Here is an 18,700-nt window from a genome sequence, read left to right as displayed (position 1 = left end):
TGCGCTGGGCCGCCGGCACTTCCGGCGGGGCGAGCACCGTTTCCGGCACCGCGCCGAGATCCGAGACCACCACCGGGGTCCCGAGGGCCTGGGCTTCCACCGCCGAGCGCCCGAAGGCCTCGGGCTCCACGGACGGGACGGCGACCACCGAAGCCGCCCGGAAGGCGGCCGGCATGTCGGTGCAATGGCCGACCCGCAGGACGATGTCGCGGAGGCCGCGTGCCTCGATCAATGTGTCGAGTTCCCGCTCGTAAGCGGAGCGGCCCTGCGGGTCGCCGGCCAGGACGAAGACGACATCGGTGATGCCCCGGTCGCGCAGGAAGGCGGCGGCCTCGATCAGCACGCGCTGACCCTTCCAGGCGGTGAGCCGGGCCGCGAGCAGGACGACGCGCTGGTGCGGCGCCACCCCCCAGAATCGGCGCAGGGCCTCGACGCGGGCGGGCGCCACGGCGCCGGGCGAGAACTGGGCGAGATCGGTGCCGCGATGGACGACCCGGACACGGTCGCCGGCCTGATCGGGGTGAAGCATCCGGATGAGGTCGGCGGTGTAGTGGGAATTGGCGATGACCACGTCGCCGCGCGCCATCACCGAATTGTAGAGCACCTTCACGCCGGTCCGGCCGGAATAGCTGCCGTGATAGGTGGTCACATAAGGAATCTTCAGCCGCCGGGCGGCGCCGAGGGCCACCCAGGCGGGAGCGCGCGAGCGGGCATGGACGATCTGGACCCCCTCGCGCCGGCAAAGGCGCGCGAGGCGCCCGACATTCAGCGCCATGGCAAGGGGATTCTTGGAGGCGGCGGGGAATGGAAGCCAGGTTCCGCCCTTGGCCTGCATCTCGCCGACCAGGCGTCCGCCTTCCGTCGCCACGAGGGCCCGCGCGCCCGCGGAGGCGAGGGCTGCGGCCACATCCACCGTGGTACGCTCGGCCCCACCGGCGTCGAGGGCCGGAATGATCTGCAGCACCGTGGCGCCCGCCAGAGGTTGGGCCTCGTTAGGGAATCCGGCCCCGAATCTTTCCTCGCCGCTCATCGGGCCCATCCTTCCGGAGACGGCAGGATCGACGGAAGATGGTCTTCGAAGGGGCGACGGGACTCGTCTCGTGTTTCGATCATGGTCTCCAGCATCGGGGGCACGCTTTACGGCTCGGTAAACGAAATGCGACTGCATCACAGTCAAATGTCGGTTTTACCGGATAAAAGGGACTACGCATGGACTCAGCGCTCAGCCAGGCCCCGACCTTCATCACCGTGGGCAAGGGAGACGCCGCGCGGCGCATCGCGGTACGCAGCCGCGCGGGAGACGGACCCGCTCTGGTCTGGCTCGGGGGCTTCCGCTCCGATATGGGCGCCACCAAGGCGATGGTCCTCGACGCCTATGCGCGGGACCATGGCCGCGCGCTCGTCAGGTTCGACTATACCGGGCACGGCGAATCGGAGGGAGAGTTCGCCGAATCGACGATCTCGACCTGGCTCGAAGACGCCATGGCGGTCCTCGACGCCACCGTGACGGGGCCGGCAATCCTCGTCGGCTCGTCGATGGGAGGCTGGATCGCCTGCCTCGCGGCGCGCGCGCGGGCGCTCCGGGGCGACGCCCCCCTGGCCGGCATGGTGCTGATCGCTCCCGCCCTCGACTTCACCGAGACCCTGATGTGGGAGCGTTTTTCACCCGATATCCGCGCGACGATGGAGCGGGAGGGCGTGTGGATGCGGCCCACCGACTACGGGCCGGAGCCGGTGCCCACCACCATGGCGCTGATCGAGGACGGGCGCCGGCATCTTCTCCTCGGCGGTCCGATCGATCCGGGCTGCCCAGTGCATATCCTGCAGGGCATGCGCGATCCGGACGTGCCCTACACCCATGCCCTCGCGACGGTGGAACGGCTGCCGGCTTCCGGCACCGTCCTCACCCTCATCGCCGATGGCGACCACCGCCTGTCACGGCCGCAGGATCTCGCACGGCTGCTGGCGGCGGTGGCGGAGATCGGCTGAGCCGCGAGGCGGGTCGTTTTTCAGTGCAGGCTCACGGCGTGCAGATCGTTCGCCACCGCGTTGGCGACGATCACGTCCCGCGAATCGGCCAGCAAGATCGGGCTGCCGCTGGCCGAGAGCAGGGCGAACAGGTCCATGCCCGGGGTCAGGTCAGGCGCCTGCGGAAACAGCCGCTTCACCTCGTCGGAGCGGATCGGCCGGACATAGGCGATGTGCCCTTCGCCGAGAGCCGCGAGATCGGCAGCGTTGAACTCGGCGGGGTCTAGATCGGCCGGGGTGATCGGATTCGGGTTGAAATCGGTCATGATGCCCTCCTTTCGAGGCAGAGCTTGGTCCGGTGCGGTTCCGTTCGCTGGCCGTCACCGGGTGGGTAGGTCGCGCTCCTAGACGTCGTCGCGGGATGCGATGGCGATCTTCCGGACGATCCGTTCCGGCTCCGGGCGGGTGAGGTCGATGGAGAGAAGTCCGTTCGACAGGTCGGCGCCCACCACCTCCATGCCGTCGGCGAGAAGGAAGGCGCGCTGGAACTGGCGGGCAGCGATGCCGCGATGCAGGAACTGGCGCGATTTGTCGTCGACCTGACGGCCCCGCACCACGAGCTGATTTTCCTCCAGCATCACGTCGAGTTGGTCCCGCGTGAAGCCGGCCACCGCGAGGGTGATGCGAAGTCGCTCGGGTTCGTCGCTGGAGCGCTGAACGCGCTCGATGTTGTAGGGCGGGTACCCGTCATTGGCCGCCTTCGACACCCGGTCGAGGGCCTGCTCGATCTCGTCGAAGCCGAGAAGAAACGGATGTCCGAACGGAGAAGGCCGTGTCGTCACGTGATCTTGTCCTTTGCGAAGCCCAAGGGTCGATAGAATGAGGCACTTCGAACTGTCGGAGCCCGCCTGCTGCAGCACTCCTCCCGGCGGTAGCCTGCCGGTCATCGCGATATGGAGATGTGGAAAAGCGGCATCAAGGGTTCGGCTCACCGCCGGCTCCTCGCACCGTCCGCCCCCCCAACGGGAGAGGTCCGCCCGGAACACCATCGCATCCGGTGGAGAGGATGATTGCGGTTCGGGAGTAAGCGCGAGAGGTCGGGACGATCAGGCAACTTATTTGGGACGTTTAGGAAACCAACGATGCCCGCGTGGAGCGTCGCATTAACAGTTTGGAACTGCTCTGATTTTCAGCCCAAAGCTTGATCTTGCCGGATCAATTCGGATACTCCGCGCCACGTCGAACGATGCGGCGGTGCGCAAGCCGGGCGCCACGGGTCAGGCTGGAGCGACACCGGAACGCGAGCGTCGCGCTCATTGCCCGAGGAACCGCCGAAGACGAGCCCTGCCAGGGGTCTCGGCGCTTCCCGTTTGCCATGGCGTTTCGACGCAGGCGACCAGGGACTGCCGCAACCGAGGAGAACCGGACCGTTATGAAAGAGGCGCACTGCGTGATCGACTTCCCATCTCTTTCTCCCGTCCGGGCCGTCGGCGCCGCCCTGGTGGCCGCCGCCTTCACGCTGGGATGGGCCGGCTCCGCCGTCGCCCAGGATGCGAAGCCTCCCGCCCTGAAGCTCGAACTCAACCGGCTCGAGCCGGCGGGCGAGGCCTGCCGCACCTATCTCCTCGTGGACAACAGCCGCGGCACCGCGCTGAAATCCCTCAAGCTCGATCTCTTCGCCTTCGATACGGAAGGCGTCGCGCAGAAGCGCCTCGCCGTCGAACTCGGGCCTATCCAGGACCGCAAGACGATGGTTCGGCTGTTCGACTTCCCGTCCCTCGCCTGCCCGAAGATCGGCCGCATCCTCCTCAACGACGTCCTCGCCTGCGAAGGCGGCGAGGCCAGCCGCGAGAGCTGCCTCGACCGGATCGAAACCGAGAGCAAGACGAGCGCGACGTTCACGCGCTGACCCCGCGGGCGGGCCGACGGCCCGTCCGAACGCCGATCCGGTCGCCCCTCGGCGATCGCCACCCAACGAAACCCGAGGAGCCCGCCATGGATCCGACTTCCGCGCCGGCCGCTGCCGCCCACGACTTCTCCTTCATCGGCCTGTTTCTCCAGGCGGACCCGATCGTCAAAAGCGTCATGATCCTGCTGGTGGTCGCCTCGATCGCCTGTTGGACGGTGGTGTTCGAAAAGCTCGTCCGCTTCGCCGCCGCCAAGCGTCAGGCTAAGGCCTTCGATGCCCTGGTCCGCTCCGGCGGTTCGCTCGAAGCGACGGGATCGGGGATCGATGCGGGCATCGTTCAGGCCGGTCTCGAGGCCTGGCGCGACCAGGATGCCACCGAGACCCGTGCCGAGCGCCGCGACCGTATCGAGCGCGCCATGCGGGCCGCCCTCACATTGCGGGTCAAGCGCCTCCAGAGCGGCCTGCCGCTTCTGGCGACCTCCGGCTCCACCGCCCCCTTCATCGGCCTCTTCGGCACGGTCTGGGGCATCATGAACTCGTTTTCGTCCATCGCCCAGAGCCAGGACACGTCGCTCGCCGTGGTGGCCCCCGGCATCGCCGAGGCCCTCTTCGCCACGGCCATCGGCCTCATCGTCGCGATCCCGGCGGTGATGGCCTACAACAAGCTGACCAACGATCTCGGCCGAGTGCAATCCGCCTTCGTCGCGAGCATCGGCACCCTCGGCAACCGCCTCGCGCGGGACCGCAAGAGCGTGCCGCACGCCGCCGCCGCCGAGTAGCACGGCTCTCTCGACGCTCTGAACATTCCATGGCCGGCGCGAATGCGGCGGCACGGTGACGACATGCGGCGGGCCATCGAGCCGGCCGCCGATGCCCCGGAGGGCGAACGATGGGTATGGGTTCGGTCCGCGCCAGCGGCGGCGGCGACGACGAGGACGACCTCGACTCGGCGCCGATGTCTGAGATCAACGTCACTCCGATGGTGGACGTGATGCTGGTGCTGCTGATCATCTTCATGGTCGCGGCGCCGCTGATGACGACGGGCGTGCCCGTGCAACTGCCGAAGACCACGGCCGCCAAGGTCGCTCAGGCGAAGAAGCCGCTTGAAATCTCCATCGACAAGGAAGGCAAGCCGTTCCTGGCCAAGGACGAGCTGACGCCCGAGACGATCATGCCGCGCCTGAAGGCGCTGGCGGCGGAAGACCCGACCCAGGTCATGCTGGTGCGCGGCGACAAGGAGGTGCCCTACGGCAAGATCATGGAAGTGATGGGCCTCGTCGGCCAGGCCGGCTTCACCAAGGTGTCGCTCATCGCGCAATCCCCGGGCGGAGCGCTTCCGGCTGCCCCCGCGGCGAGTGGAGCACCGCGGTAGACCCAATGAGCGCCCTCGTCTCGACACGTGAACCCGGACCAAAAGGTCCCACGGGACTCGCTGCCGCCTTCCTCGTGGCCTTCGTCCTGCACCTGGCGGTGCTGGCCGGCATGATGCTGTTCGGTCAGCCGCCCAAGGCGCCCCCCGGCGAGAACACGATCACCATCGATCTGGCGCCGCAATCGACGGAGGCCGAAGCCCCGTCGGCTCCCGCCATGACGGAGGCAGTGCCTCCCCCTGCGGAGGAGACCCCGGTCGAGACGCCGGACGTGGTGGAAGAGGTGCAACCGCCCGACATGGCGGAGGTGACGCCGCCCGAGACCGCCGAGATCCCCCCCGACGAGACCCAGCCCGTGGTCACGCCCGACACGATCACGGAGGTGCCGCCGGAAGAGCAGGTGGTGACCTCCACCGCCGAGGTGGCCGAGCCCCTCGTTCCCCCGCCGCCGGTCGTGGCCAAGCCGCCCGAGCCGGTGAAGCCACCCAAGCCCGTCGAGATCGTCAAACCGAAGCCGAAGCCCGATCCCAAGATCGAGGCGAAGCGCCGGGAGGAACTGGAGGCCAAGCGCGAGGCCATCCGCGAGGCGAAGCTGAAGGCGGCCAAGGAAGCCAAGCTCAGAGCCGCACGCGAGACCATGAGGCGCGCCGCTCAGGAGGGCGGGCCCGCCAGTTCGGCCTCCTCCGCCCGGCAGGCGAGCACGGGCTCGTCCGCCTCCGGCAACGATCCGAGTGCCCTGCGCCAATGGCAGGGAGCCCTGGCCTCGGCCATCAACGGCCGCATGAACCGCAACGCGGCGGCGGGGACGGCGGGGGGCACCGCCGTGGTGCGCTTCACCGTCTCACGCTCGGGTCAGGTCCTCAGTGCCGGGCTCGCCAGCAGCAGCGGCATCAGCGTCATTGACGGCGCGGCGCTGGCCGCCGTGCGCGGTTCGCTGCCGGCGGCTCCTCCCGGCGTCTCCGTGAGCAGCCTCGCCGTCACCGTTCCCATGCGCTTCCGGCCCGGCGGCTGAGCCGGTCGGGGTCGTGGCGGTTTGGTTCACCAGCGATACGCATTTCGGCGACAGGCGTGCGCTGAACATCGACCGGCGTCCCTATCCGGACCTCGCGGCCCACGATGCCGGCCTCATCGCCAACTGGAACGAGAGGGTCGCGCCGGAGGACACCATCTGGCATCTCGGCGACGTGGCGGTCGGCCCCTCCGACGCGCGCATCGCCGACATCGTCGGCGCTCTCAACGGCGTGAAGCACCTGATCGTCGGCAACAATGACGGTCCGGGCACGCTCGCCCTGCGGAACTGGGCCTCGGTGGGCCATTATGCCGAGATCGACGTGGAAGGGCGGCGGCTCGTCCTCTGCCATTACGCGTTCCGGACCTGGAACGGCATCGGCCGCGGCGCCCTCAATCTCCACGGCCATTCCCACGGCAAGCTCGCGCCGGCCCCACGGCAATACGATGTCGGGGTCGACGTGCATGCCTGTGCCCCGGTGCGCCTCGACCGGATTCTGGCCTCTCGCCGACGCAAGAAACCTGCGGAACCTTCGCCGTGAGTTCGCCGTTTGAACGGCAGACTCGACGATGACGACCGATCACTGGCCTTGAACTTGATCAGGGACCGACCGGACCATGTCGCCGGGGTCGAAAGACGGACAGCCCACCTTCAACGAGACGCACCATCGGATTTTCCCATGCGCTTCGCTCCTGCAACGCCCATCGCCGCCTTTGGCTTCGTGCTGTGCATGATCGCCCCCACCCTCGCGGCGCCCTCCTGCCTCAAGGGGGAACGGAAGATCCAGGAAGCCGCGGCGCTGCGATACCAAGCTCGCGAGGAAGCACGTCTCGGCAATCGTGACCGGGTCTGCGACACCCTCGACGAAGTCGGCGATCGGTACGAGGATGCGAAGGAAGCCTTCGAGGATTGCGGTGCCGACATCGTCGCCATCGATCTTCGGAGCGAAACGCGTGCTTTGCGGGCCGCCAAATCGGTGAATCGCTGCGACTGAACGGTGAGCCCGGATGTGGATACTGCGTTCTGGCCTGATCCGACCGACAATTCGAACCTAAAACGGCGTCCGGTCTACTTCCGAATGCCTTCTCCTTCGCTTGTCCGGTGCGGCGACGCACAGCCGCCCCGCCATTCCCCCGTCACAGCTTCACGAACGACGGAAAGCTTGTCCGTCGGGAGACCTCCGTCATGAACGCGTCCGCCCAGCACAGCGATCTCACCCTGCTCTCGTCGCATGCCGCACATTCGTCGGCGACCGGCCCGTCTTTCGCGGCGGCCCTGTGCGGGTTCCTCTCGACCACCGTGGCGACGACGATGGTGATGTTTCTCCTCAGCAGCCTGTGATCGTCGCCCCCATCACGGGGCCACGAACCAGAAGCGTCGCTTGGAGAACAGCATGTCCGGGTGGCCGATGGTCTGGTCACTCTGAGGACGGGCGGGGACGAGACTGCAAGGGGGCTCGATGCGCGGCGGAGCCGCCGGGAGTAGCAGCGCCGACGAGACGGGATAGAGGCCGAGCCTAGCCTGGACCTCGGGCTGTCGGACGGCGACGATGGTGACGACCCCGGCGATGAGCCCTCCGGCGAGCGTACCGAGCAGAAAATTCATCATGTCTGTGAAAAGTCGTGCCCGCCCGCAGCGCGGGTCTGCTTCGACGCAGCATGACCGCAAAATCTAACTGATACGTTGCACAATGCCGTCCGGCGTCGTTCCCTTGCTGCAGCGCACGCCATCGTGTCGGTCGATCCAGTCGGACAAGGCGAGGTCATCTATCTCACTCCACGTCCTCCGCCAGCTTATCGGCATGATTGGGGCGAAATCCGTCCGCTACCAGATTTTAACCTTACCCCGTCAACGTCTGCCTCCAGCGGCCCGAATCAGCTCGGCCGCTTCGGGAGAAGGATCGACTATGTCCTACGGAGCCAGTGCCTATGCACGGGTCGCGCAGACCGCGTTGTCGCCTCGGGAGGCGGAGGCAGCCGTCCTTATCAAGGCAGCGGGCCGGCTCCAGACGATCCAGGAAGATTGGCAGAACCAGTCGGGAGCGTTGAACGAGGCCCTGAACTTCAATCAGAAAGTCTGGACGATCATTGCCGGTGCCGCGACGGCTCCCGAGAGCCAGTTGCCGATCGAAATCAAGACGAGCATTGCCGAACTCTCGACCTTCGTCTTCAAGCGGATGATCGACACGATGATCGACCCGAAGGCGGAGAAGCTATCGGCCCTCATCAACATCAATCACCAGATCGCCGCCGGGCTGCGCACCTGACGCACGAGGGTGCCCCTCTGGAAGCGTGCGTACGCCTCGCGACGCATACCGGCACGCTGGATCGGCTGTCGCGATACCATGGCCGCCGGGCAAACCAGTGCCGGTTTCCTCGGCTAACCCGCTGGAGGGGTCTCTCAGCTTCTTGTGAACAACGACGCCGGCCCTACGGGCCAACGACGAAAAGGCCGTAGCCCGAGCTACGACCTTGCTTGCCCACCCTCCCTCGGCTTGTGCTTCCGGCCCCAGTTCCCGTCAGGCCGTTCGATCGAGGGGGTGCTGATCTTCCTTCGCCCGCATCGCCGTCGCCTCCGCATAGGCGCGGGCTCGAAGGATCGTGGCCTCGGGCAACTGAACGACGACATCACCGGAATTCGGGTCCACCACCTGATAAACGAGGCTCTTGGTGTCCTGATCCACCGTTATGCGGCGCTCATCGGCCGTCGGCGCCTCTGTGTCGGGCTTCGGCGCCTGATCGTCGGCGACGGGTGCGTCGTCCAGCCGAACATCGAAGCGCACGGGTGGATCCAACGGCGTGCCGACCGTCGTCGCCGGGCCGGCTTTACGCACCGGAGCCGGGGCATTCACGATCGGAGCGACTGGCGCGACGGTGGGCATCGACATCGGAGAAATACTGAGGATCGTCATTGCACGCCCTTTCGAAGGTGGTCGTGGCATGCAACCAAAAACGACGGCGAGGGTAAACCAGTCTTTAAAACCCGCCGATTACCCACCACTGTCCCCGAAGATGAGAAAGGAATTCTCAAGGGGATAGATAGTTTTTTAAGAATCAGGCCGGCGCGCGGTCAGATTTCCACCGCGTCCGGCCTCGCCGTGCCGACACCCTCGGGATCGAAGGCGACGCTTTTCACCACGGCGTAGACGGCGCGGCCGGGCGCGAGGGCGAGATCGCGCACCGAGGCGCGGGTCAGGCGGGCCGCCAGCAGGGCGCCGTTGCAGTCGATCTCCACCATGGACGCCGCCTCGCCGAGGGCGTGGATCGAGACGACGCGCCCTTCGAGCAGATTGCGCGCGCTCAAACCCAGCGGCGGCTGCGTGGCGAGGAGGACGTCACGCGCCGGCACACGGATGCGCACCGCCGTGCCGGGGCTTCGCGTCAGGCGGGGAACGGAGAGCCGACCGGCACGCCCGCTCAGGCACGTCAGGCCGGTCTCGGGATCGGTCTCGCCCACGACCATGTCGAGGATCGCACCGGCCTCGCTCCCCTGCGCGGCAAGGAGGTCCGCCCGGCGAAGCACCGTATCGGCGGTGCCAACGGCGGCGACACGGCCGGCCTCGAGCACCACGACGGTGCGCGCCAGCCGAGCCACCTCCGAGACCGCATGGCTGACATAGACGATGGGCAGGCCAGCCTCGTCGCGCAGGCGCTCGATATAGGGCAGGATCTCGGCCTTGCGGGCCTCGTCGAGGGCGGCGAGGGGCTCGTCCATGAGCAGGAGCCGGGGCCGGCTGAGCAGGGCCCGGCCGATCGCCACCCTTTGCGCCTCGCCACCCGACAGCCCCGCCGGCCGCCGGTCGAGGAGATGGCCGATGCCGAGGAGATCGATGACGCCGTCGAAGGCGATCCCGTCGCTGCGGCTCCGCGCGAAGGCCCGGCCGTAGCTCAGGTTCCGGCGCACGCTGAGATGCGGCAACAGCCGCGCCTGCTGGAACACCACCCCGATGCGCCGACGATGGGCCGGAACGGCGATCCCCCGCTCCCTGTCGAGAAGCGTCTCGCCCGACACCGCGATGCGGCCCCGATCGGGCCGCGCCAACCCGGCGACGAGGTCGATCACCGTGGTCTTGCCCGAGCCCGAACGGCCGAACAGGGCGGTGAGACCGGGGCCGGCGGTGAAGGCGACGTCGAGGCTGAAGGCCCCCCGCGTGAGCGACACGTCGATGTCGAGGGTAACGGAGTCCTGAGTGGCGGAGTCGCGGGTGGCGGACATGGGCCTCCTCACCCCGCGCCGAGGCGGCGCGCGAGGCGCCGGGCCAGCAGGTCTGAGACGAGGAGGGCCGCCATCGACAGGGCCACCGAGATCAGGGTGAGGCGCAACGCGGCCCCCTCCCCGCCCGGCACCTGAGTCAGGCTGTAGATCGCGGAGGGCAGCGTCTGTGTCTCGCCGGGGATGTTGGAGACGAAGGTGATGGTGGCGCCGAACTCGCCCATCGCCTTGGCGAAAGCGAGCACCGAACCGGCGAGGATGCCGGGCATGGCGAGCGGCAGGGTGACGGTGAGGAAGACCGCGCTCGGCCTTGCTCCGAGGGTGGCGGCGGCCTGTTCGAGGCGCCGGTCCACGGCCTCGATGGACAGGCGCATGGCCCGAACCATCAGCGGAAACCCCATGATCGCGCAGGCCAGAGCCGCTCCGGTCCAGCGGAACGAGAACACGATCCCGACCTCGGCGAGCGCCGCGCCGAAGGTGCCGCGCCGCCCGAACGACAGCAGCAGGAGATAGCCCGTCACCACGGGAGGCAGGATCAGGGGCAAGTGGACCAGGCCGTCCAAGAGCGCGCGGCCGGGGAAACGTCCGCGCGCCAGGAGCATGGCGATGCCGAGACCGGGAAAGAGGCTCGCCAGCGTCGCCACGGAGGCGACCTTCAAGCTCAGACCGATGGCGCTCCATTCGTCGGGGGTGAAATCGAGCACGGGATGCGAATCAGACGCCGGTCTCGGAGGAGCGCATGCCCGAGCTTCGAATGCCGCTAGCCTGGATCATGGAGACGCGCATCCCTCTCGCGGCAATCCGATCCTCGCGAACCGCACCGGCCAATCACAAGCGCGGATAGCACGAATCGCGGCCACCCATGAGGGCATGAACTCAGGGCGCGGGCGGTTCGTCCTCCGGCTTGATCCGGCGTTCGGCGCGATGGAGCCGGCTCAAGAGAACCAGCATCGAACCCGGAATCGGTTCGAAATGCGGCTCGGAATCGAGCAGACCCGAGGCTCCGCTCGCAGGAAGGCGTCTGGCGGTCCTCCTGCCGACGATGGCCACGGGGGCCCGGGTTATGTTTTTCTTCTGGTTCGTACTCAACACCGCACCCTCGAACGCCGCAGGGACGACAGGAGAAGCGCAGAAAAACGCGAAGGTTCGGGTTCGGTTCCGCGACGGTGGCGGGCAATCCCCGCGGATGCTAGAGCCCGCACCATGCTCGAAGGCCTTCATCCCAACCGCCCCACCCATGTGCTGCGCCTCCTCACGGACGAGCGGTCGGCGCGCGCCATGACCGACATCCTCGGCGAGATGTTCGATCCGACGGAGACGGCGGTGGCCGCCTTCGAGGCGGAGGACGGCAAGACCTGGCGGCTGGAGGCCTATTTCGCCGACGCTCCGGACGAGGAGATGGTCCGCGACCTGATCCGCCCCCTGGTGGGCGAACAGGCCGATGCGGCCGTGTTCGAGACCATCGATCAGCAGGATTGGGTCCGCGCCTCCCTGGAAGGATTGAATCCCGTCCGCGCCGGGCGGTTCCTCGTCCACGGCGCGCATGACCGCCACACTGTGCGGCCCAACGATCTGGCTATCGAGATCGAGGCGGCCCTCGCCTTCGGCACAGGCCACCACGGCACGACGCTGGGCTGCCTAAAGGCGCTGGCCGGCATCCTGAAGCAGGGCCGTCCCGCGCATGTTCTCGATGTGGGCACCGGCACCGGCATCCTCGCCTTCGCGGCGGCCAAAGCCCTGCATCAGCCGGTCCATGCCGGCGACCTCGACCCCGAGGCGGTCTCCACCGCCAAGGGCAATGCCCGCTTGAACGGTCTCGGCGGCCTCGTCCGGCTCTATGTCGGACCCGGCGTGCGCCATGCGAGCGCGAACCGGAGCCGGCGCTTCGACGTGGTCTTCGCCAACATCCTCGCTCGGCCCCTGAAGCGCCTCGCGCCGACCCTCACGGCGACGGTGGCGGATCACGGCGTGCTCATCCTCTCGGGGCTGATCGAACGCGACGTGCCCGGCGTCCTCTCCACCTATCGCCATCGCGGCTTCCACCTCGCCCGGCATGGCTTGATCGAGGGCTGGGCGACGCTGGTGCTCAAGCGCGGCGGAGCGGCACCGCGCCCGCTCTGAGGGCGGTTGCCGCCTCGTCCGGCGGCGCGTAACTCTCGATGCCATGAGCCGCGCCCGCTTCCAGACCTTCGACGATCCGAGCCACCGGGAGGGCGCGACGCGCATCGCCGCCCTGAGGGAGGCAATGCGGCGGGCGGGGATCGACGGGTTCGTGGTGCCCCGCGCCGACGAGCATCAATCGGAATACGTGCCCGCGAATGCCGAGCGCCTCGCCTGGCTCACAGGCTTCACCGGCTCGGCCGGCACCGCCGTGATTCTCGCCGATGAGGCGGCCCTGGTGGTGGACGGGCGCTACACGCTCCAGGCTCCGGCACAGGTGGACACCACGATCCTCACCCCGGTTCAGCTCGCAGAGACCAGTGTCGAGGCCTGGATCGGCGAGCACCTGAGGCAGGGCGCCGTGCTCGGCTACGATCCCTGGCTCCACACCGCCGAGGGCGTCGCCAAATTGGAGAAGGCGGCGGCCAAGGCCGGGGCCAGCATCTCACCGGTTGCGGAGAACCCCGTCGATGCGGTCTGGGCCGACAGGCCCGCCGCCCCCGCAGGCGCGGTGGTGGCGCATCCCCTCGAACTCGCCGGAGACTCCGTCGAGGCCAAGCTCCGCCGCATCCGCGAGGCGCTCGGGCGCGGCGGCTGCGACGCCCTGGTGATCTCCGATCCGCATAATCTCGCCTGGGCGTTCAACCTGCGCGGCAGCGACGTGGCGCATACGCCCCTGGCGCTGGGCTATGCCGTCGTCCCCCGGACCGGGCGTGCCGCTCTGTATCTCACCTCGTCGGCCATCGATCCCGCCTTGCGGGAGGCGCTTTCGCCCTCCGCGGACATCGCCGGGCGGGCGGATTTCGACGCCGCCCTCGCCGCTCTCGCTGCCGGAGCGTCCAGGATCAGGCTCGATTCCGCCACCGGCGCGTCGGCCCTGGCGACACTGGTGGAACAGGCCGGGGGCCGGATCGATCCCGGCCCGGATCCGATCACGCTGATGAAGGCGGTGAAGAATGCGGGCGAGATCGCCGGATCGCGCGCGGCCCATCATCGCGACGGGATCGCAGTCACCCGCTTTCTCGCCTGGCTCTCGCGGCAGGCGCCGGGCGGCCGCCTCACCGAGATCGCCGCCGTGGAGGCGCTGGAGGATTTTCGCGGCGAGACCGGCCTGTTGCGGGACATCTCGTTCCCGACCATCTCGGGCAGCGGCCCCAACGGCGCCATCGTGCATTACCGCGTCACCCGCGACACAGACCGGACGATCGGCGAGGGCGAACTCTTCCTCGTCGATTCGGGCGCGCAATATGCGGACGGGACCACCGACATTACCCGCACCGTCGCGATCGGCACGCCGACGGAGGAGATGCGCGACCGCTTCACGCGCGTGCTCAAGGGCCATGTCGCCATCGCGCGGGCCATGTTCCCGAAGGGCACCACCGGCGCGCAGATCGATTCCTTCGCCCGCGCGCCGCTCTGGCAGGCGGGGCTCGATTTCGATCACGGTACCGGCCACGGCGTCGGCGCATTCCTCTCCGTCCATGAAGGCCCGCAGCGCATCGCCAAGACCGGCACCACCGCCCTCTCGCCCGGTATGATCCTTTCCAACGAGCCGGGCTATTACCGGGCCGGCGCCTACGGCATCCGCATCGAGAACCTCGTCCTCGTGGAGGAGCGCGCGATCCCCGGCGGGGACCGGCCGATGCTCGGCTTCGAGACCCTGACGCTCGCCCCCTACGATGCCAGCCTCATCGACCTCTCGCTGCTGGACGAGGCCGAGATCGCCTGGATCGATTCGTATCACGCGCGGGTGCGGCAGGCCCTGAGCGCCGATCTCGACGGGGAGACGCGGGCGTGGCTCGAGGCGGTGACGCAGCCGTTGCGTCGGATGAAGGACGCAGACGCGTGATCCTTCAGGAGAGCCAAGCCAAAGGCCCCTTGAGATGAAGGCCTTTTATGGCCCTCTTGTCGCACTTTACGGAGGCCCCTTCGTCCTCGCTCTCTTGCTGCGCCGATGGAGGCACCTCGGGTTGGCGGCATTCGCGGGCCAGCTCGTCACGTCGTTTGCGGTGAACAGCCTCCACAGCAGCAATGGCGCAGGTGGGCCGTTGGGTTTCGCGATCCTGATGGTCGGAGTCATCGGCCTCTATACGGGTCTGGCGACGCGGGCGATCAGCTTCCGCCTCGCTCCGCCATCTTCCGCGCCTGTCCGATTCGGCGTCCTCGCCGCCTTCGGCTTTAGCCTTTGGCCCCTCATCATCGCGATGTTCGCATTCGTGAAAAGTCGCGGGTAAGTCAGAAACTGGCAGTTTTGGTTTCTCCATTGCGACCTCGCGGTCCCCGTCCACATCGAGAGCATGATGGGGATGGTTGGCAAGGCCTTACGATCGACTGCGGATCGATCCGAGATGGGTGCCGCAGCGGCCGTGTCATGCCGAAGGTGGAGAGGATGCCCACACAGGAACACACGACATGACCGCCCAGACGGACCTCCACGTGGTCGTCATCGGGTCCGGCGCGGTCGGGACGGTGAGCGCCATCGAATGCCTGCGGGCGGGCCACCGGGTCACCGTGGTCGATCCCGGCTCTCCCGGTGGCGAGCAGGCGTCGAGCTATGGCAATGCCGGCTGGCTCTCGTCGCATTCGGTCATCCCGCCGGCGGAGCCCGGCATGTGGAAGCGGGTGCCCTCCTTCCTCCTCGATCCGCTCGGTCCGCTCTCGATCCGCTGGGCCTACCTGCCCAAGGTCATGCCCTGGCTCACGCGGTTTCTGCTCGCCGCCGCCACCACGGCCCGGATCGAGCGCACCGCCCGCGCCATGCGGACACTCCTCCTCGATGCGCCGAAGCTCCACGCGACGCTCGCCGAGGAGGCGGGTGTCCCGCAGCTCGTCGAGCGGCGCGGCGTGCTGCACGTCTATCCCGACCGGGCGGCCTTCGAGCGCGAGGCGCGGTCCTGGGCAATCAGGCGCAAGGTCGGCGTCACGTGGCTCGAACTCTCGGCCGATGAGTTGCGGCAGAGGGAACCCTCCTTGCATCGGCGCTACACGTTCGGCCTCGTGGTCGAGGAGGCCGGCCATTGCCGCGATCCCGGCGGCTACGTCGCCGCCCTGTCCGAACTGGCACAGGCGCGCGGCGCCACCCTGGTCGCCACCCGCGCGACGGGATTCCGACTGGAAGGCGGACGCCTCGCCGCCGTGACGACGGAACACGGCGAGATCCCCTGCGACCGGGCCGTCGTCGCGGCCGGCGCTCGGTCGAAGCCCCTCGCCGCGTCCCTCGGCGATCCGCTGCCTCTGGAGAGCGAGCGCGGCTACCACATCATGGTGGAGGGCGCCGAGGCGGGGCCGCGCACGCCGGTCATGGCGTCGGACGCCAAGATGATCGTGAATTTCATGAATGGCGGCCTGCGTGCGGCCGGTCAGGTGGAGTTCGCGGGGCTGGCGGCGGCTCCCAACTGGAAGCGCGCCGAGATCCTGCGCGACCACCTGATCTCCATGTTTCCCGGATTGCCGAACCCGATACCGGCCGATCGCCTGAAAGTCTGGCTCGGCCATCGCCCGAGCATGCCGGATGGGCGGCCCTGCATCGGCCCGGCGCGCAAGACCACGGATGTCGTCTACGCCTTCGGCCATGGCCATGTGGGCCTCGTCGGTTCGGCGCGAACCGGACGCCTCGTCGCCCAGCTCGTTGGTGGCGCGACACCGGAAATCCCCCTCGCGCCCTTCGACCCCCGGCGCTTCCTGTGAGCCTCGCCGACTCGCGTGAGGCACTGCAACGCGGCGATTCCGTCGCGGGCAATCGCGTGCCGCCGGTTTTACCCCGGCACCAAACGGCCATATCTAGGCGTCAGGGTGCCATGTCCGGTGCCCCGCTCCTCCGCCTCAAGGTTTCGATGATCCGGCCCCTCGCCCTCCTGCTTCTCGCGCTGATCGGTGCCACGGGGGCCTCGGCGCAGGGGCTCAAGCCGCCGGCCGATCTCGTCAAGGCGAACCTCGTGGCCGAGCCGGGGGCGATCCGGGCCGGGGAACCCTTCACCATCGGTATCCGCATGGTGATGCGCCCGCTTTGGCATGTGTACTGGCGCAATCCGGGCGATTCCGGCCTGTCGCCGGAGGTGGCGTGGTCGCTGCCCCATGGCTTCACGGCGGGCGCGATCCAGTGGCCGACGCCGAGCCGGATCCCGGTGGCGCATCTGGTGAATTTCGGTTTCGAGGGTGAGACAGTGCTGCTGGCCGAGGTGACCCCCCCGGCGGTGCTTCCGCCCGGCAAGCCCGTGACACTGACGGCCAAGCTCACCTACCTCGTCTGCGAGCGCGAATGCATTCCGGGTTCCGCCGATCTGAAGCTCAGCGTGCCGGTGGCCGCTCCGGGCACCAGCGTGGGAAGCTCGGCTACCAATATCCTGCTGTTCGAGGATGCCCGCGCGGCCCTCCCCGTTCCCTCGCCCTGGCCGGTGACACTCACGAGCGAGGGCGACAGGCTGGTCCTCACCGCCGACGCGCCCGGCCTGAAACCCGACACGATCCGCCAACCGGCCTTCTTCCCCTATTCGGAGACGGCGATCGAGAACGCCGCTCCACAGACCCTGACCATCGACGACAAGGGGTTCCGTCTGAGCCTTGCGCGGGCGACACCCGGCGAGCCCGCCCCCACGGAGCTTCCCGGCGTCCTCACCTTCGACGAGCAGACCGCCGATGGCACGGTCCAGCGCTCCTATGCCATCGGCGACGCGCCGGCCGCCGCACCCACCGGGGTGATTCCCACGGCATCGGACTCCGCATCGCGAAACACTTCGTCGGAGGAGAGCCTGACCCTGTGGAGTGCGGCCGGCCTCGCCTTCCTCGGCGGGCTCCTCCTCAACCTGATGCCCTGCGTCTTTCCCGTGCTGTCGATCAAGGTGCTGAGCCTCGTCAAGCATTCGGGCGAGCCGGCCGCCCGGGTGCGCCTTCACGGCCTCGCCTACACCGCCGGCGTCCTCGCCGCCTTTCTCTCCCTGGCGGGGCTGCTCATCGCCCTCAAGGGCGCGGGCGCCGGGATCGGCTGGGGCTTCCAGCTGCAATCCCCCCTCGTGGTGGCGGGCCTCGCCTACCTGCTCTTCGCCATGGGCCTCAGCCTCTCCGGCGTAGTCCATTTGGGCGGAGGAATAACCGGGCTCGGCGATGGACTGACCCGGCGGGCGGGGCTCGAAGGGTCGTTCTTCACCGGCATCCTGGCGACGGTGGTTGCCACCCCCTGCACCGCCCCCTTCATGGGCTCGGCGGTAGGCTTCGCACTGACGCAGGCACCGCTGGTGAGCCTCACGGTGTTCGCGAGCCTCGGCCTCGGCCTCGCTTTGCCCTTCCTCGTCCTCACCACATGGCCGGCGGCAGTCCGCCGCCTGCCACGGCCGGGGGCCTGGATGGAAACGCTGAAGGGGGCGCTCGCCTTCCCGATCTACGCCACCGTGGCCTGGCTCGTCTGGGTACTGTCGCAGCAGGTCGGATCGGCCGGCCTCCTGGCCGCGCTCATCGGCCTCGTCCTCGTAGGCCTCGCCGCCTGGGCCTGGGAGCGGGCCCGCCACGCGGGTGGCATCGGCGCCGGGCTCGCCCGCCTCACCTCCGTCGCGGCCCTGGCGGCGACCCTCGCGCTGACCTTCGGCCTCGACCAGGACCGGGCCTCGGCGAATAGCAAGAATGCGACGGCCGAAGGCATCGCCCCCTTCACCCAGGCCCGCCTCGATTCCCTCATGACCGAGGGCAAGCCGGTCTTCGTCAACATGACGGCGGCCTGGTGCATCACCTGTCAGGTCAACGAACGCACGGCGCTCGGCACCCAGAGCGTGAAGGCCGCGTTCAAGGCGCGTGACGTGACCTATCTGAAGGGTGACTGGACCAACCAGAACCCAGAGATCACCGCTCTGCTTGAGAAGCATGGCCGCAGCGGCGTGCCGCTCTACCTGCTCTATACCGGCACGGGCGAGCCCATCGTGCTGCCGCAGATCCTGACATCGGGCATCGTCCTCGACGAGCTATCCAAGATCCCGGCGAATGCCGCCGACCGGCGCGCCACCCTCGAGACCACGAAAAGGTGAGAGCCATGGCCCTGCCCCGCCGGATGATTCTCGCAACCGCGTTCGCCGCCGTGCTCGTCGG

The 18,700-nt window shown here is 68.4% G+C and carries 21 protein-coding genes; 14 read left to right on the top strand and 7 right to left on the bottom strand.

Annotated features, from left to right (window positions below; translation table 11 throughout):
• A partial coding sequence (locus FV220_RS09335; protein WP_147830932.1) for a glycosyltransferase family 4 protein occupies positions 1-1,030 on the bottom strand: 1,030 nt, incomplete at its 3' end.
• Between the two features lie 179 nt (positions 1,031-1,209).
• Between FV220_RS09335 and FV220_RS09330 the strand changes: the two genes are divergently transcribed.
• On the top strand, positions 1,210-1,989 hold the full coding sequence (locus tag FV220_RS09330; protein WP_147830930.1) for an alpha/beta hydrolase: 780 nt from the start codon (positions 1,210-1,212) through the stop codon (positions 1,987-1,989).
• 20 nt (positions 1,990-2,009) lie between these two features.
• Here the strand turns inward: FV220_RS09330 and FV220_RS09325 are convergent, their stop codons facing one another.
• Positions 2,010-2,294, bottom strand: coding sequence for a DUF1150 domain-containing protein (locus FV220_RS09325; RefSeq protein WP_018042010.1), 285 nt, complete (start codon positions 2,292-2,294; stop codon positions 2,010-2,012).
• Between the two features lie 78 nt (positions 2,295-2,372).
• Positions 2,373-2,810, bottom strand: coding sequence for an Hsp20 family protein (locus FV220_RS09320; protein WP_147830928.1), 438 nt, complete (start codon positions 2,808-2,810; stop codon positions 2,373-2,375).
• Positions 2,811-3,400: 590 nt separating this feature from the next.
• Between FV220_RS09320 and FV220_RS09315 the strand changes: the two genes are divergently transcribed.
• From FV220_RS09315 to FV220_RS25450, 7 genes are all read left to right on the top strand, one after another.
• Complete coding sequence (locus tag FV220_RS09315) at positions 3,401-3,877, top strand: Tat pathway signal protein (RefSeq protein ID WP_147830926.1); 477 nt, start codon at positions 3,401-3,403, stop codon at positions 3,875-3,877.
• Between the two features lie 86 nt (positions 3,878-3,963).
• Positions 3,964-4,656 carry a MotA/TolQ/ExbB proton channel family protein gene (locus FV220_RS09310; protein WP_056161077.1) on the top strand — a complete coding sequence of 231 codons (693 nt, stop codon included), beginning with the start codon at positions 3,964-3,966 and terminating at the stop codon, positions 4,654-4,656.
• A gap of 110 nt (positions 4,657-4,766) precedes the next feature.
• A complete protein-coding gene (gene tolR / locus FV220_RS09305; RefSeq protein WP_056147332.1) occupies positions 4,767-5,249 on the top strand; it encodes a protein TolR in 483 nt (160 codons plus the stop codon).
• A gap of 5 nt (positions 5,250-5,254) precedes the next feature.
• A complete protein-coding gene (locus FV220_RS09300) occupies positions 5,255-6,259 on the top strand; it encodes an energy transducer TonB (protein WP_056147334.1) in 1,005 nt (334 codons plus the stop codon).
• Between the two features lie 13 nt (positions 6,260-6,272).
• The gene (locus FV220_RS09295; protein WP_147830924.1) at positions 6,273-6,797 is read left to right on the top strand and encodes a metallophosphoesterase family protein; all 525 of its coding nucleotides are present in this window, start codon (positions 6,273-6,275) and stop codon (positions 6,795-6,797) included.
• A 189-nt stretch (positions 6,798-6,986) separates the two neighbouring features.
• Positions 6,987-7,250 (top strand): hypothetical protein, encoded by a 264-nt coding sequence (locus FV220_RS09290; protein WP_246689419.1) that lies wholly within the window; start codon positions 6,987-6,989, stop codon positions 7,248-7,250.
• Positions 7,251-7,441: 191 nt separating this feature from the next.
• Complete coding sequence (locus tag FV220_RS25450; protein WP_018042002.1) at positions 7,442-7,597, top strand: hypothetical protein; 156 nt, start codon at positions 7,442-7,444, stop codon at positions 7,595-7,597.
• Positions 7,598-7,609: 12 nt separating this feature from the next.
• Here FV220_RS25450 and FV220_RS09285 read toward each other — a convergent pair whose 3' ends face one another.
• Entirely contained in the window at positions 7,610-7,864 is a 255-nt protein-coding gene (locus tag FV220_RS09285) for a hypothetical protein (RefSeq protein ID WP_147830921.1), read from the bottom strand.
• 298 nt (positions 7,865-8,162) lie between these two features.
• Between FV220_RS09285 and flaF the strand changes: the two genes are divergently transcribed.
• Positions 8,163-8,522 (top strand): flagellar biosynthesis regulator FlaF, encoded by a 360-nt coding sequence (gene flaF, locus FV220_RS09280; RefSeq protein ID WP_018042000.1) that lies wholly within the window; start codon positions 8,163-8,165, stop codon positions 8,520-8,522.
• A gap of 252 nt (positions 8,523-8,774) precedes the next feature.
• Here the strand turns inward: flaF and FV220_RS09275 are convergent, their stop codons facing one another.
• The 3 genes from FV220_RS09275 to modB all read right to left on the bottom strand — a co-directional run bounded on the left by FV220_RS09275 (position 8,775) and on the right by modB (position 11,172).
• Positions 8,775-9,167, bottom strand: a complete 393-nt coding sequence (locus FV220_RS09275; RefSeq protein ID WP_018041999.1) for a hypothetical protein — start codon at positions 9,165-9,167, stop codon at positions 8,775-8,777.
• A gap of 158 nt (positions 9,168-9,325) precedes the next feature.
• Entirely contained in the window at positions 9,326-10,471 is a 1,146-nt protein-coding gene (gene modC, locus FV220_RS09270; protein WP_147830919.1) for a molybdenum ABC transporter ATP-binding protein, read from the bottom strand.
• An 8-nt stretch (positions 10,472-10,479) separates the two neighbouring features.
• Entirely contained in the window at positions 10,480-11,172 is a 693-nt protein-coding gene (modB, locus tag FV220_RS09265) for a molybdate ABC transporter permease subunit (protein ID WP_147830917.1), read from the bottom strand.
• Between the two features lie 499 nt (positions 11,173-11,671).
• Here modB and FV220_RS09260 point away from each other — a divergent pair, with 499 nt between their 5' ends.
• From FV220_RS09260 to FV220_RS09240, 5 genes are all read left to right on the top strand, one after another.
• The gene (locus FV220_RS09260) at positions 11,672-12,589 is read left to right on the top strand and encodes a 50S ribosomal protein L11 methyltransferase (protein WP_147830915.1); all 918 of its coding nucleotides are present in this window, start codon (positions 11,672-11,674) and stop codon (positions 12,587-12,589) included.
• Positions 12,590-12,632: 43 nt separating this feature from the next.
• Positions 12,633-14,477, top strand: a complete 1,845-nt coding sequence (locus tag FV220_RS09255) for an aminopeptidase P family protein (protein ID WP_147830913.1) — start codon at positions 12,633-12,635, stop codon at positions 14,475-14,477.
• A 121-nt stretch (positions 14,478-14,598) separates the two neighbouring features.
• The gene (locus FV220_RS09250; protein WP_147830911.1) at positions 14,599-14,862 is read left to right on the top strand and encodes a hypothetical protein; all 264 of its coding nucleotides are present in this window, start codon (positions 14,599-14,601) and stop codon (positions 14,860-14,862) included.
• 178 nt (positions 14,863-15,040) lie between these two features.
• Positions 15,041-16,315, top strand: coding sequence for an FAD-dependent oxidoreductase (locus FV220_RS09245; RefSeq protein WP_147830909.1), 1,275 nt, complete (start codon positions 15,041-15,043; stop codon positions 16,313-16,315).
• A gap of 146 nt (positions 16,316-16,461) precedes the next feature.
• A complete protein-coding gene (locus FV220_RS09240) occupies positions 16,462-18,639 on the top strand; it encodes a protein-disulfide reductase DsbD domain-containing protein (RefSeq protein ID WP_147830940.1) in 2,178 nt (725 codons plus the stop codon).
• Positions 18,640-18,700: the final 61 nt, after the last annotated feature.

This window comes from Methylobacterium sp. WL19 (assembly GCF_008040005.1).
GTDB classification, from domain to species: domain Bacteria; phylum Pseudomonadota; class Alphaproteobacteria; order Rhizobiales; family Beijerinckiaceae; genus Methylobacterium; species Methylobacterium bullatum.
Note: the sequence above shows the minus strand (reverse complement) of the source record. Positions and strands in the feature narration are given on the sequence as shown.

Bases quoted from the DNA above. Each gene is read 5' to 3' on its own strand.
- FV220_RS09330 (WP_147830930.1), top strand. From the start codon at position 1,210: ATGGACTCAGCGCTCAGCCAGGCCCCGACCTTCATCACCGTGGGCAAG.
- FV220_RS09315 (WP_147830926.1), top strand. From the start codon at position 3,401: ATGAAAGAGGCGCACTGCGTGATCGACTTCCCATCTCTTTCTCCCGTC.
- FV220_RS25450 (WP_018042002.1), top strand. From the start codon at position 7,442: ATGAACGCGTCCGCCCAGCACAGCGATCTCACCCTGCTCTCGTCGCAT.
- FV220_RS09325 (WP_018042010.1), bottom strand. From the start codon at position 2,294: ATGACCGATTTCAACCCGAATCCGATCACCCCGGCCGATCTAGACCCC.
- FV220_RS09285 (WP_147830921.1), bottom strand. From the start codon at position 7,864: ATGATGAATTTTCTGCTCGGTACGCTCGCCGGAGGGCTCATCGCCGGG.
- FV220_RS09260 (WP_147830915.1), top strand. From the start codon at position 11,672: ATGCTCGAAGGCCTTCATCCCAACCGCCCCACCCATGTGCTGCGCCTC.
- FV220_RS09245 (WP_147830909.1), top strand. From the start codon at position 15,041: ATGACCGCCCAGACGGACCTCCACGTGGTCGTCATCGGGTCCGGCGCG.
- FV220_RS09275 (WP_018041999.1), bottom strand. From the start codon at position 9,167: ATGACGATCCTCAGTATTTCTCCGATGTCGATGCCCACCGTCGCGCCA.
- FV220_RS09240 (WP_147830940.1), top strand. From the start codon at position 16,462: ATGATCCGGCCCCTCGCCCTCCTGCTTCTCGCGCTGATCGGTGCCACG.
- modC (WP_147830919.1), bottom strand. From the start codon at position 10,471: ATGTCCGCCACCCGCGACTCCGCCACTCAGGACTCCGTTACCCTCGAC.
- FV220_RS09310 (WP_056161077.1), top strand. From the start codon at position 3,964: ATGGATCCGACTTCCGCGCCGGCCGCTGCCGCCCACGACTTCTCCTTC.
- FV220_RS09300 (WP_056147334.1), top strand. From the start codon at position 5,255: ATGAGCGCCCTCGTCTCGACACGTGAACCCGGACCAAAAGGTCCCACG.
- FV220_RS09290 (WP_246689419.1), top strand. From the start codon at position 6,987: ATGATCGCCCCCACCCTCGCGGCGCCCTCCTGCCTCAAGGGGGAACGG.
- tolR (WP_056147332.1), top strand. From the start codon at position 4,767: ATGGGTATGGGTTCGGTCCGCGCCAGCGGCGGCGGCGACGACGAGGAC.
- flaF (WP_018042000.1), top strand. From the start codon at position 8,163: ATGTCCTACGGAGCCAGTGCCTATGCACGGGTCGCGCAGACCGCGTTG.
- FV220_RS09255 (WP_147830913.1), top strand. From the start codon at position 12,633: ATGAGCCGCGCCCGCTTCCAGACCTTCGACGATCCGAGCCACCGGGAG.